The 13092-nt window shown below is 67.6% G+C and carries 10 protein-coding genes, 1 pseudogene and 1 other annotated feature; of the genes and pseudogenes, 6 read left to right on the top strand and 5 right to left on the bottom strand.

The window, feature by feature from the left end; all coding sequences use genetic code 11:
• Positions 1–305: 305 nt before the first annotated feature.
• Positions 306–1262 (top strand): hypothetical protein, encoded by a 957-nt coding sequence (locus tag AB7I40_RS08125; protein WP_428347655.1) that lies wholly within the window; start codon positions 306–308, stop codon positions 1260–1262.
• Between the two features lie 272 nt (positions 1263–1534).
• Here the strand turns inward: AB7I40_RS08125 and mobF are convergent, their stop codons facing one another.
• Entirely contained in the window at positions 1535–4564 is a 3030-nt protein-coding gene (gene mobF / locus AB7I40_RS08120; RefSeq protein ID WP_428347654.1) for a MobF family relaxase, read from the bottom strand.
• Positions 4565–4825: 261 nt separating this feature from the next.
• Here mobF and AB7I40_RS08115 point away from each other — a divergent pair, with 261 nt between their 5' ends.
• Positions 4826–5044, top strand: coding sequence for a helix-turn-helix domain-containing protein (locus tag AB7I40_RS08115; protein WP_428347653.1), 219 nt, complete (start codon positions 4826–4828; stop codon positions 5042–5044).
• A gap of 615 nt (positions 5045–5659) precedes the next feature.
• On the opposite strand, the gene AB7I40_RS08110 is transcribed toward AB7I40_RS08115, so the two are convergent.
• The gene (locus tag AB7I40_RS08110; protein ID WP_428347652.1) at positions 5660–6058 is read right to left on the bottom strand and encodes a hypothetical protein; all 399 of its coding nucleotides are present in this window, start codon (positions 6056–6058) and stop codon (positions 5660–5662) included.
• Positions 6059–6254: 196 nt separating this feature from the next.
• Between AB7I40_RS08110 and AB7I40_RS08105 the strand changes: the two are divergent.
• The 3 genes and pseudogenes from AB7I40_RS08105 (at position 6255) to AB7I40_RS08095 (ending at position 9485) form a co-directional block, all read left to right on the top strand.
• Positions 6255–7520: pseudogene (locus AB7I40_RS08105) on the top strand (IS3 family transposase).
• Positions 6534–6677: a sequence feature (AL1L pseudoknot), on the top strand. It overlaps the preceding pseudogene by 144 nt.
• Before the next feature lie 154 nt (positions 7521–7674).
• Complete coding sequence (locus tag AB7I40_RS08100) at positions 7675–8073, top strand: hypothetical protein (protein WP_428347651.1); 399 nt, start codon at positions 7675–7677, stop codon at positions 8071–8073.
• Positions 7986–9485 carry a hypothetical protein gene (locus AB7I40_RS08095; RefSeq protein ID WP_428347650.1) on the top strand — a complete coding sequence of 500 codons (1500 nt, stop codon included), beginning with the start codon at positions 7986–7988 and terminating at the stop codon, positions 9483–9485. Before AB7I40_RS08100 ends, AB7I40_RS08095 begins: the two co-directional genes overlap by 88 nt.
• A 144-nt stretch (positions 9486–9629) precedes the next feature.
• On the opposite strand, the gene AB7I40_RS08090 is transcribed toward AB7I40_RS08095, so the two are convergent.
• The 3 genes from AB7I40_RS08090 to AB7I40_RS08080 all read right to left on the bottom strand — a co-directional run bounded on the left by AB7I40_RS08090 (position 9630) and on the right by AB7I40_RS08080 (position 11448).
• A complete protein-coding gene (locus AB7I40_RS08090) occupies positions 9630–9926 on the bottom strand; it encodes an addiction module antidote protein (protein ID WP_428347649.1) in 297 nt (98 codons plus the stop codon).
• Positions 9927–10029: 103 nt separating this feature from the next.
• Positions 10030–10224 carry a type II toxin-antitoxin system RelE/ParE family toxin gene (locus AB7I40_RS08085; protein WP_428347648.1) on the bottom strand — a complete coding sequence of 65 codons (195 nt, stop codon included), beginning with the start codon at positions 10222–10224 and terminating at the stop codon, positions 10030–10032.
• Between the two features lie 45 nt (positions 10225–10269).
• Positions 10270–11448, bottom strand: coding sequence for a tyrosine-type recombinase/integrase (locus AB7I40_RS08080; RefSeq protein ID WP_428347647.1), 1179 nt, complete (start codon positions 11446–11448; stop codon positions 10270–10272).
• A gap of 286 nt (positions 11449–11734) precedes the next feature.
• On the opposite strand from AB7I40_RS08080, the gene chrA reads away from it, so the two are divergent.
• Positions 11735–13090 carry a chromate efflux transporter gene (gene chrA, locus AB7I40_RS08075; protein ID WP_428347646.1) on the top strand — a complete coding sequence of 452 codons (1356 nt, stop codon included), beginning with the start codon at positions 11735–11737 and terminating at the stop codon, positions 13088–13090.
• Positions 13091–13092 lie beyond the last annotated feature (2 nt).

Raw genomic sequence — 13092 nt, 5'->3', positions numbered from 1 at the left:
TCAGATCGAGCGGCACGGATGCTACGAGTGTCCGTAGATTGGTCCGCCCACCTGGGCGGGCCGAGCCAGAAATGGGGGAAGCGGGGCCGGGCAATCGGCATCGACGGTCACATCCTGAGATGACGATCGAGGAGATTCCAGTACCGATTGGTGCTGGTTGGTACCGAACGTCTCGGACTGTCTCTCAACGTCTTGGGATGTCTCGTCGGCCCGCACAAGTGGCCCTTGACGTGCAGGTTTGTCCCGCTCACGCTGGAAGTTCCCCGCTGATCGTCATCGGCGGGAACGTTTGTCGGGAGCATGCCGTGTCCGTCGCTGATCGCCTTGGCCTCCAGGACCTGGAGGGCGAGTTGATGTGCGCAGCGCGTGCGGCGTGGCGGCGCTGGTCGGCAACTCACCAGAGCTTGGCGGTCGTGCCCGAGTTCGACGATCTGCGCGACTGGACGAGGGCCGCACCGGTCGATGAGGCCAACGCGGTGCTCGGCGTACTCGCGTCGCTGACTGAGACGGACGGTCGCGCGGTCACGGCGTTGGTGTGGGCCCTGCTACCTGGGGCCGAGGCGCGCGCCCGCAAGCTGCGGGATCTAGATGGGGACATCGACGGCCTCTTCGCAAGCCAACTGTGGGTCGAGTGCCGCAGTGCCCATCGGCTCAAGGACGGCCGCATTGCTGGCGCGATCCTCGGGCAGACGACGCGGGAGGTGTGCGCTCATCTCGGCGTCGGTGACCTGGCCCGCCGGCGGGACCGCTTCATGGTCAACGCTCGTGGAATGCTCCCGGGCGACGACGTCGCCGTGGTCGACGAGGCCGATGACATCGATCCGTTCTGGGAGGTGACTGGGCTGATGATCGAGGCGATCGATGCCAAGGCGCTCCACGTCTTCGATGCTTGGTTGCTTGGCGAGCTCGCTCGGATCGCTGCCGAGCTCGATGTGGCCGGTCGTCGTGGCCGGTCGGGCCTGACGACTCCGGCCGTCGTCGATGAGCTTGCTGCGACAGTGCACCTCTCGGCTCGCGCCATTCGCCGTCGAGCCACCACGGCACTCGACCGATGGGCCGAGTTCCTGCGGGGCCGCGACGATCCGGATGCCTATCCGGCCTGGCGCGCGAAGCACCGTGACTGTGCAGTGACGCCGGCCGAGGAGATGCAACTGGTGCTGAACGAGGACGGCCCAGCGGAGTTCTTCAGATCTCGAGACCTACCCCCGGACGCGTGGGCCCCCGACGTACCGCCAGAGCGTCGACGCTCCGCTGGTGGGTGACCAAGCGCTGGATCCGGTAGGCGAGGGCATCGATCTTGTGGTCTGCGGGTAGCGGGCGCCGCGGGCTTGCTGCGCGCTGCAGGATGCGCTTGGCGTTGACGCCGCTGGCTTGGATGCGGTCGAGCTCGCGGGCCAGGTCGAGGGTGTGCTCGTCACGGTGGTCGGGGTCGCCGATCGCCGTTGCGATCGTGGCCTCCCAACGTCGGACCGACGCTGGGTAGAGGGCGTCGACCTTGCGCTGGAGATGGCGCGCGTAGCGGTCGGCGGCGAGATCACCGCTGCGTGGGCCGGACGGGAGCCCAACAGGCTGCGGTCGCCGGCGGGTACGCCGTTGGCAGCGCGCCAGACGGCCGTCTCGGTGCGGAGCTCGTCGGTGAGGACGTCAGCGAAGCGATGGAGTGTCGTCGGTAGCTGTGCGTCGCGGCGTACGACCTCGGCGAGGGTGGTGACGCGGTCGGCGCGGGCCGCCAGGTAGGCGGCCCATCGCGGCTCGTCGCGTAGGTCGGCAGGGACGCCGGGCAGCCACGGGAGCGGGCCGGGGCCGGCGGATTCGAGCGCCTGATCGGCACCTCCGCGAAGGAGTCGTTGGGTCGCGGTGGTGACCGCGTCGGCATACCGCTGCGCGGCTTCGTGGAGGCAGGCGCGGGGCTGGTGGCTTGCGCGAGCTCGGCGGTGGCCGAGGTCGCGGCGCCGTCAAGGCCGACGATCCGGTCGAGGTTGTCGACGGCGGTGAGTTGCTCATCGATGCCGGGCAGGAACTCTTCGTCGGTGTCGGCCTCTTCAGTGATGAGGTGGACGTGGTTCTCGGCCTTTCCGCGGGTGAGCATCGTGTAGAGGAGTTGCCGGTCCTCGTGCCCGGTGATGATGCCGTGCATGACGTCGGCGGTGGAGCCTTGGGCGGCGTGGACGGTGGTGGCGTAGCCAAGCTCGACATGCTCGGCGACGTACGCCGCGGGAAGCGTGACGTGCAGGCCCGACCGCAGGTGCCGCGCATGGACGCCGCCGTTCGGGTTGACGCCGGCGATGGTCCAGCGGTCGCCGTTCTTGACCCAGTCGGTGCCGCTGACGCCGAGGCGGCGGTTATTGCGGCGGGTCAGGATCACGTCCCCTTCGCTGGCCTGGTTCCCATCCGCCAACCGGACCTCGTCGTGTGGTTCGGCGCCGGCGAGGCGGGTGTTGCGGGCTGCCTTGTTGAGGCGAGCCACGAAGTCGCGAGTGGGGGCGAGCATCAGGCATTCGCGGCCGGCTTCGGTTTGGTCCTGCCAGGCGACGAGGACCTCGGTCAGGCTGCTGAGCTCGTCGCCGGTGTGAATGCGATCGTGGTCGAGGTAGAACCCGAGGGCCGAGTTGTCGCCGTCCCGTAGGGCGAGGGACGCGGTTGCTTCGATGGGGTCGTCGAACCGCACCACCTCCGAGAGTCGTTGGGCGCCGTGGGTGGCGGCGATGTCGCGTAGGACGCCGCCGGCGCCGATGGCGGCGAGTTGCTGGTCGTCGCCGATCAATCGCACCCGCGCTCCCGTCTGGACGCTGGCTGCGATGACCCGGTCCAGAGTGGGAGTGTCGGCCATCCCGGCCTCGTCGATCACCACGATCGTGTGGGGCCCGAACCCGGCATCCAGGCCGGCGGCGATGGTGTGATCGAGCATCGCGAGTGTCTCGGCCCGGATGCCGGTCGCCTCCGTCAGGACCGCGGCTGCTACTGCTGACGGTGCGAGCCCGACGACCTCGTATCCGAGGTCGTGTGCGGTCTGCGCGAGGACGCTCATCGCCGTTGTCTTGCCCGCACCTGCCGGTGCCAGTGCCAGCGCAACCTGCCGCGGATCAGTGACGAGCGCCCCGACGAGCTCGCGTTGCCCCTCGTTCGGCGTCGGTCGGTCGAGGGTCGCGGCCATCAGCGCGAGCTCGACATCCACCGGATCGGGTGCTGTGGCGCTGACGGTCCCGGCGGCGTCGACGATTCGCTGCTCGGCGCCGAGCATCGCGGGGCTGGTGAAGCGGTCGGCGCCGGTGTGCCGGTAGACGCTCACGCCATCTGATCGCCGTAGTGCAGCTGGCTCGGTGATCGGGTCGAGGTCCGGGGTCAGGTTGACCAGTCGGGTGGTGACGGCGTCAACGAGATGCCCCACCACCTCAGCCACCTGCCCTGGTGCCAGGTAAAGGTTGCGGACCTGACGCTGGGCTTCGGCGTATATGTGCCAGGACTGCCACGTCGCGCGATGCCCCTCGAGTTCGGTGATGACCTGGTCGGCTGCCGATGCGAGCCATGCGGAGGTGAGCCCGGCGCGAGGCTGCCCGTCGGGGTTCAGGACGGTGACGAGCATGACCTGGAGCCCGCGTTCGCCGAGGACGTCCACTGCCTCGGTGTGCCAGGTGCTGCGCTGATCGGCCTCCGAGCGGGGCTCGTGCTTCGCCTGCCGGGTCTCGAGGTTCGCGCGTTGCGCCAAGGCGATCGACTCCTTGCCGGTCGGGGGGCGGCCGTGGCGCTCGGTGAACTCGTCGGTGAGCTCGGCGACGCGGTCCTCGATGTCGGGGCGGCGGCTCGACCACCGCTTCATCAACGCGGGGTCGATGCCGGCGATCTCCCGCACCGGCCGCTTGCCACCAGGTCGCGGGACGTCGACGAACGTGACGCCGAGTTGCGTGTGGAGGTGGGCTTCGAGGGCGGTGTTGTAGGCCTCGGAGGCGACGACGACGTGCTCGTGCAGGACAGTGCCGTAGATCGACAACCACTTGCCTTGGCGTGTCTGGACCTTGTTCGCGACCGCTACATGCGTGTGGAGGTCCGGGTCCCCGGCCCGCGAGTCACGATGCACGAACGCAGCGGCTGTCAGGCCGCGGGTCTCGACCTGGCGGGCGCCGCCCGCGCCTTCTCGGGTGAAGACCGCATGGGCCTCGAGGAACGTGAGCGCATCCTGAACGGCGGCGTCGTGGGCCTGCTCGATCTTGCTTGCGACCTCAGGCGGCGCGATCGCCCACAACGTCGAGACCGACTTCGCTGGACTGAACGTGAGGTCGAAGCCGGCCACGGATCCCTTCCCGAACTTCCGCCCCAGCGCGGTGCCGGTGACCGGGTGACAGCCGTCGCCGAACAGGTGGCTCATCTGCTCGGCAGTCACCATGTCGCCGCACTCGATGCCGTCGATCCCGATCAGGCCGGAGCCGACCCAGCGCCCGGGTGCCTCGCCCTTCGCCTCGTAGTAGTCCACCAGCCGGGTGCGGCCGAGCTCGGTCGAGTCCGCGGCGGCGACCTGCCGGGTCAGGTACTCGTACCCCGACCCGGCCGCGAGCTTCTTCAACGTCATCGTCACACCCATCAAGGCCGGGACCGGGCCGCGAGTGGCCACCCCTGATTCGTCAGTGAAAGAGGTGTGCCTGGAAAAGAAGAAGGGTGGAGAACGGGCAGGGGAGAAGTGGAGGGCAGCGGAAGGGAGGCTGGGAAGGGGCGAGGGTGGTGAAGGTGAGGTAGTGAAGGGGGAGGCAAATGGGGTGGCCACTGGAGGACATCCATCGGCCTTGAGGGATGAAGGCAGCCAACCGGGCCGCCACCGACCCAGGAGCACCCGATGCGCGCAACCGTCACCCCCACCCGCCGCCTCATCCCACTGACCGAGGCCGCCGAGATCCTCGCAGTCTCGGTCAAGACCGTCCGCCGCTACGTCGCCGCCGGCGAGCTCGACGCCGTCCGGCTCGGGCGGCGGACGATCCGGATCAAGGCCGAGTCGATCGAGCGGCTGATCGACACGCACCCGGTCAACGCATGGCGCGGCCGGTCGGGTTGGTAAGCGGTCGGTGGGAAGGCGCCATCCACCCTCGGTAGGTTGAACTCGTGGAGCCCGATGCGCCTGGCCTGTTCGAGATGCACGTCGAGGCGCCGGCTCGCCCGAACTTATGGGGCTGTGTCAGGCGGCGCGTGCTGCCGAAGCCTGGGTGCCTGGGCGGGCATTCGCGGTGAAAAGACACGCGTCAGCAATGCGTGGATCTTGCGGAATTGGACTTCAGGGGCTCTCGGGGTTCGCGGCGACACACTCCTGGCACGCATAGCGACGCGCATCCATCTCGGCGCCGCATTCCTGACAAGTGCGCAGGGCCTCAGTCCCGTCGGACTTCCAGGTTCGCGTCACGCATGGCGTGCAATAGACGGTGTCGTCCTCATCCCAGACGTCCTCCGACCCACAGTTATGACAGGCAACGCTCATAGCCACTCCTCCAGGAGATGCGTCTGGTCGTACCCGGGATCACCGCTCATCACGAATCGCCGGATCTTTGCCGAAGTCCGAATGCTTCGTGGTCGATCTCTACGCGGCGCAAGGTCGAAGGACTCGTCGTAACTCAGGCAGGTGGTCGTAGTTGTCCACGCGCTGCCCTCGAACGACTCCGGCGACAGCTCCTGGCACGAGTCAATCACCGGCAGTCGCGTCGTCCGTCGGGAAGTCTGAGACCGTTGTCAAGAACTGACGGGAAACAAAGTAGGGGTTCGTTGCGTTGTCCAACACCTCGATGAGGATCGCATCCTCGTCGCACTCCAGTACGCGGTACGAATCGCCGAGATGCAATGTCAGGCCAGCCCCGCTGTCGGTGCCGTCAGCCGTAACGTCGAAGAGCAGCCCCTTCGTTGGGCAGGGCGCGTTCCGCCTCTTGAGCGCAGCCTTGGTCGCCTTGAAACCGTACTTTCCACCGGCTTCAGTGCCTCGACCCACCGCCCAACCACTCGCGGCAATCATGACTGCGAGAGCCTTGGGTCCTCCGACCTTCTTAGCCAAGCTGGTCATCGTTTGGTACGCGCCCAGATTGCCCATCCACGTCCTTCTCTCGCTAACTCTCCAGTTGATGCTATCGATTGTGTGGCCACAGGGCCGAAACTCCAACCCAGTGCCGACCCGACCACACCATCCTGGCGGACAGGCGGCGATTAGCTGGCCGTTCCGGCTGAGCCGGCACAGTGTCGCGTGCCGGGTCTGATGGAGGCTCTCATTCCACGGAAGGATGAGAGTCATGGCAGCACCGAGGAAGTACCCCGAGGAGCTTCGGGAGGGGGCGATCCGGATGGCGGTCGATCTGCGGCGTGACCCGACGACCAGGACGGGCGCGCTTGCGCCGGGTCGGGGAGCAGCTGGGGATCAACCCTGAGACGTTACGCAACTGGGTCGGCCAAGCCGAGATCGACGAAGGCCACCGTCCGGGCGTGACGACCGCCGAGGCGCAGCGGATCGCCGAGCTCGAGCGCGAGAACAAGGAACTGCGACGAGCTAATGAGATCTTGCGGACGGCCTCGGCTTTTTTCGCCGCGGCGGAGCTCGACCGCAAGCTGAAGTGACCACCGCGGTACTCGTCGACTACATCGACGCGCACCGCGACCGGTTCGGGGTCGAGCCGATCTGCACCGTCCTGCGCAAGGCGGGAATGCAGATCGCCCCGAGCAGCTACTACGCCGCCAAGACCAGGCCACCGTCGGCCCGGGCCGTGGCCGACGAGCAGCACCTCGAGGTCCTGCGGCGGGTGCACGTCGAGAACTACGGCGTCTACGGGGTGCGCAAGATGCACGCCGAGCTCAACCGGCGCGGCCACCGGATCGCCCGGTGCACCGCGCACCGGCTGATGCGCGCCGACGGGCTGCGCGGCATCAGCCGGGCCAAGGGCCCGCGCACCACGATCCCGGGCCGTGGTCCCGACAGCCGACCCGACCTGCTGGATCGCGACTTCCAGGCGCCGGCACCGGACCGGGTGTGGGTCGCGGACATCACCTACTGCCGGACCTTCGCCGGCTGGGTCTACGCCGCGTTCGTCGTCGACGTCTACTCCCGCCGGGTCGTGGGCTGGCAGCTGTCGAGAAGCCTGCGCACCGACCTGGCCTTGGACGCCCTCGAGATGGGCCTGTGGACCCGCGAGCACGCCGGACGCGACACCACTGGCGTGATCGCGCATTCGGACAAGGGAGTTCAGTACCTCGCCGTCAGGTACACCCAACGGCTGGCCGAGGCCGGCGCCGTCGCGTCCGTCGGATCCACCGGCGACAGCTACGACAACGCCCTGGCTGAGGCGTTCAACTCGCTGTTCAAGGCCGAACTGGTCCGCAACAAAGGCCCGTGGAAGAGCATCGACGACCTCGAGATCGCCGTCGCGGAATACATCGACTGGTTCAACCACCGACGCTTGCACGGCGAGATCGGACTCGTCCCACCCGTCGAGTTCGAAGACGAGCACTACCGGCACAACCCCGTAGCGACTACCGTCGCCGCGTCAGTTCAGAGCCTCCACTGAACCCGGCACGCGACACAGGCTGTTCCACGTCATTCTGGGCGGAGTTCTCCGGCAACTGTCAGGATTGCGCCGAGCTATTGGGCGTCCGCCACCCAACACACTTGCTCGGAGAGGTCGGTTCCATGCGCCAGGACGGTCACGCAGGGGTTCGGCGGTGACCGCGATCGCGTGGACGGTCGTCGACCCCGACACGATCGAGCGGATCATCGCGGTCGGACTGTGTCGTCGGCACACCAACGCCAGGCGTATCAACCCGTCGCAGGGCGACGGCGGCCTGGACGTCGTGGTCCCCGTCCCGAGCGGGTCACAGCTACACGTCGACAACTACCAGGTGAAGAAGTTCGCTGACGATCTCAACGACTCCCGCAAGCAGCAGATCAAGAAGTCCCTGACCCGGGCGATCGCCACCCACAACGACACCGAGAAGTTCGACTACACGATCGCGACCTGGTATCTGCACTGCCGATGGAGCTCACCCGCGAGCAGGAGAGGTGGCTGTTCGACCTCGCGGACGAGCTCAAGGCGCCGTTCCCAGTCAAGATCTTCAGCCTGACCGCCATCGAAGAACTGCTCCTCGATGCTCCGAACATCCGTGAGTACTACCTCGGCGACGGCATGGAGAAGGTCAGTCAGATGCTTTCGCAGATGGGTACGTTGGCCGGCCTCCAAGACGTGACCGCCGACCCGACAAAGGTGGAACCAGCTGACGCCACCCGCAGCCTCGATGACCTCCACCGCCACATCAACGACGCCGACCCGCACTTCAACTACGACTACGAGGTCACCGGGGCGCCTCCCACCATCACCCCCGGGCCGGGCCTCATCGCCAGCGTCGTGGCACGCGCCGGCAAGGACGCGCCACACGTCACCTGGCACATCTCCACCAAGTACGACGCCGCGCTGGAGGACCGGCCGATCCCTGGGACCTACACGGTCCACCCGGGCCGCATGACCGACGAGCAGCGCAAGGCCTGGGAACGGTGGTGCAAGTACGGCACGCCCGTCGTGCTGACTGGTGACGCGATCGCGGAAGTCACCCTGGACCTCCCCGGAGGCCTATCCTCCGCGGAACCGGTCAGCGAGAACGTGCTGAAGCTCGGGCCGGCGTACGGAGATTTCAACGACGAGCCAGCGACTCGAGCACTTTGGATCATCGAAGACGCAGACGGGACAAAACTGGCAGAACGGGCATTCGACTTTCGGCTCGCCGCACGCGGCCAGGCGGGCGGCGAGCACCGACGCGCTATGGATGCCGACGGCTACATCACGCTCGACCTGTACACGCACGTCACCAGCGAGACCGGGGGCACACTAGAGGGTGACATCCATGCGCATGGCGAACGCTGGGTCGGACAACCCGTGCAACGCGTATTGCCGGCCATCCGTTTCTGCGCTGCCTGGGGCAACGACAACAAGCTGATGGTCCAGGACGAGTTCGCGCTCCGCGCCCCTGCGCTCCTCAGAACCCTCCCCGGCGAGCCTAGGATTTCGCCGGTCCTGCTCTCGGTCGTCGAGGACCTAGCTCGGATCAGTGCGGCCACTGGCCGACCCATCGGGTTGCCAGAGGATGTCAGCCTGCTGTCGAGTGGTCGCGGCACAATCGTCCGTACAATCGCGGACGTCCTCACCGAGAGCGAGACCGAGATCCGCGTCGGCGACCTCGTTCTCTGGTACGAGGATCACCCGGGCGCGTTCGAGGACCTAGAGGCCCGGGCCGCGTCCGGGTCGCTGATCGTGCCCTGGCCCGCGCCGTTCCCACTGTTTGGTGAAGGCTTCGAGTTCAAGTTCATCTTCGAGATCACCGAGCGGGTGACCCTGGAGCCGGCGGAGCCGAGCGAGGGTCAACCGGCGACCAGGAGGGGCGCCCGCGTGCTCGCAGCCGACCTCATCCGAGGTCGTCTACGCCTTGAGACCGAAGCTGAACCGGAACCAGAGCCGCCGCCGCAGCCCCTCATGGAAGGCTGACTCGGCAAGCAGACGCCCGAGGTGCGCTCGGTCGACGCCGAGCCGCAATAGGCCCAGGGCGACGACCGTCATTCTGGGTGGTAGGACGCGGGCAGGCCCGGTACTCGAGAGGAACCCGAGACGGGCGACCGCATCATCGTGTGGCTAGGCGACCGCGTGGAACTCGATCTTGAGGCCGAGCGCCTTGGCGACCTTCATGATCGTCGCGAAACTGGGGTTGCCGTCGGTCGAGAGCGCCTTGTACAGACCCTCGCGGCTCATCCCGACCTTGCGGGCAAGCTCGCTGAAGTTCTGCGAGCGGGCGATGTTGCCGAGTGCCTGAGCTACGAACGCCGGGTCATCGCCCGCCTCCTCGAGGACGGCTTCGAGGTAGTAGCCGATGTCCTCGAGCGAGTTCAGGTAGCCCGCCGAGTCGTAGGGCTTGAACTCAGTCTTTGCCATTGTTCTCCCGCTCCGTCGCGATCTCGTGGGCCTTCTCGATGTCCTTGACCTGGGTGGACTTGTCGCCGCCGCAGAGCAGGATCAACAGCACGTCGCCCTGTTGTTAACAGCAGACCCGGTAGCCCGGGCCGTGGTGGATCCGTAGCTCCGAGAGCCCTCCGCCTACCGGCTCGGCGTCACCAGGATTTTCGCAGATCAGTCGGTCGACCCGCATCTGGATCCGCGCTGCCGTGCGCGGGTCCTTGCGCTTGAGCTTTCGGAACCAGGTGTCGTAGATGTCGGTCGTGACGACGTTCAACGCTGTCAACTGTAGTTCACACCCCCGAGATTGCCAACGGAACGATCATGATCGGCGGTCCTTGCGCCAGGCGTCGTAGGTTGCGCCGATCTTCTCGGCGAGAGCCTTGTCGCGGTCGAGCGTCGCGTGTTGATAGATGGCCATCGCGGCCTGGGACGCGTGGCCGGCACGGGCCTGGAGTTCGGCCGCGGTGGCGCCATGCTGTCCGGCAATCGTGAGGGCCGTGTGCCGCAGGTGGTGCAGTGTCAGGTCTGGCCGGCCCGCGGCTGTGCGGGCTGGGCGATAGCGGTCCATGAGGTAGCGAACGCTCATGTGGTCGGTGCGATCACCCGGGAAAAGCAGGCCATCTGGCCCGGTGGCGGCATGCTGGAGAAGGTGCGTCTGAAGCATGGGCAGGAACGGCGGCGGGACGTGCACGGTCCGTACGCCACTGGCCGTCTTCGGTGACGAGATCACCCGGCCGCATCGACGGCAAGCTCCGTCGGCACCGGGAGTCACGTCCTTGTCGACCTTGCGAGTGACGTGGATCCGGCCAGTTACGCCGTCGACATCTGAGCGGCGCAGCTCGAGGAGCTCGCCCTGACGTAGGCCGACGTACGCCGCCAGCACGATGAGTAGCCGGAGCCGCGGCGGCGCTCCGCTGACGATCTTCTCGATCTCGTCGAACGTAGCTGGCTTCGCCACCTGCTTCACGCGCGCCGAACCGGCTCCACGCACCTTCGGCGGCGCACGGTCGATCAGCTCCTCCTCTTCGGCAGCCTGCATGAGGGAGCGCAACAGCCGGTACGCCGCAGCGTTGCTTGCTTCTGCCTTGGGATCCAGGGACGCCCGCCACGCCTTGATGTCCGAGAGGGTCACCAGGGTCAACGGGGTTGCCCCGAAGTGCGGAAGGATCCGGGTCTCGAGCAGCGTGCGGTAGCCTTTGATGGTCGTCGGTCGCAGACCACGCTCGGCAAGGTAGCGCTCGGCAAATGCGGCCACTGTGTTGGTTGCCGCCGCGGCCTCACGCTTCTGCTTGGCTGCCAGCCGCGCCTGCGGCGGAATCCACTCCTCGCGATCGATCAGGGTGCGCTCCGCAACGAGCCACGACTCCGCGTCGAGCTTCGTGCCCAGGGTGCGTGAGTAGCGAGTGCCGTCGGCCATCGCGTAGCGGGCCCGATAGGTCACTTGTCCGCTGGCGCTGACTCGGCGCTCGATCTCGCCGAAACCCCTTCTGCTCGCCACCTGTCGGTCTCCCTCCCGCCGAGCCAGAACGCTTTGTGGGGGACTGTCCCCCACAACCCCCTGCTTGATCGGCCGTCCCCCTGCTGCCGTCGCAGTGGGTGTCCCATGGGGGTCCTATGGGGGTCCTATGGGGGAAAGAGTGGCACTTGTGGGGGAAAGATGTCCACCTTCGGCTACTATTTGCGCAGGTCAGAGCGTTCTTGGCACTTGCTTCTTGGGTGCTTTGCAAGCAGGGGGTTAGGGGTTCGAGTCCCCTAGGCTCCACCACGTACGCCACACTGTGAGCATGCCGGGCGACGTCATCTCGCTGCGCGAGGCGACGAAGGTCTGGTTCTCGATCTCGCTGCAGACCTTCGGTGGGCCGGCCGGGCAGATCGCGGTCATGCAGCACGCCCTGGTCGACGAGAAACGCTGGATCGGGCAGCAGCGGTTCCTGCACGCGCTTTCCTACTGCACCCTGCTGCCTGGCCCCGAAGCCCAGCAGCTCGCGATCTACATCGGGTGGCTGCTCAACGGCGTGCGTGGTGGGCTGATCGCGGGCACCCTGTTCGTGCTGCCCGGGGTGATCGCCCTGCTCGGGCTGTCCGCCCTGTACGTCGGCGCCGGCGACACCACCGTCGTCACCGCGATCCTGGCCGCCGTGGCCCCAGCGGTGCTCGCGATCGTGGTGCAGGCGGTCATCCGGGTCGGCGGCCGGGCCTTGGGTCACCCCGCGCTGGTGGCACTCGCCGTGGCGGCGTTCGTGGCCCTCGCGTGCTTCGCCGTCCCGTTCCCGCTGGTGGTCGCCGCCGCGGCCGCGATCGGCTGGGCCCTGGGCCGATGGGCGCCGTACACGATGGTGGCGAAGGCGCGGGGCGGCGCCGCCGAGGACGGGCCCGCTCCGCTGATCCCGGACGACGCGCTCCACACCGAGCGGCCCAGCCGCACCCACACCCTCAAGGTCGTCGCGCTGGGCCTCCTGGCCTGGGGCATCCCGGTCGGGGTGGTCGTCGCCCTCACGGGCCGTGACAGCATCTTCACCGACCAGGCGTCCTTCTTCACCGGTGCTGCCCTGGTCACCTTCGGTGGCGCCTATGCCGTGCTCGCCTACGTCGCACAGAAGGCCGTGGAGGTCTATGGCTGGTTGGCGCCAGGGGAGATGGTCACCGGCCTCGCCCTGGCCGAGACCACCCCCGGCCCGCTGATCATGGTCGTCCAGTTCGTGGCCTTCGTCGGTGCCTACCGCGCACCCGGCGACCTCAACCCGTGGGTCGCGGCCGTGACCGCCGCGCTGCTCACCACCTGGGTCACGTTCGTGCCGTGCTTCGTCTTCGTGTTCGCCGGTGCGCCGTACGTCGAGCGACTGCGCGGCAACCACGCCGTGTCCGCAGCGCTCACCGGCATCATGGCGGCCGTGGTCGGGGTCATCGCCAACCTGGCGATCTTCTTCGCCGTGCACACCCTCTTCCGCCAGGTTGAGGTCGTCGCCTGGGGGCCGCTGCACCTCCAGGTCCCCGACCCCGGCACCCTGAAGCCACTGTCCCTCGCGATCGCCCTGCTGGCGGCGTACCTGCTCCTGCGCCGCGGGTGGAGCATCCTGCGCACCCTCGGCCTGTGCGGGCTCATCGGCCTCGTCGTCGGGCTGGTCCAGGTCGTCGGCTGACT

Source organism: Nocardioides sp. (assembly GCF_050246775.1).
In the GTDB taxonomy this organism is placed as follows: domain Bacteria; phylum Actinomycetota; class Actinomycetes; order Propionibacteriales; family Nocardioidaceae; genus Nocardioides.
Note: the sequence above shows the minus strand (reverse complement) of the source record. Positions and strands in the feature narration are given on the sequence as shown.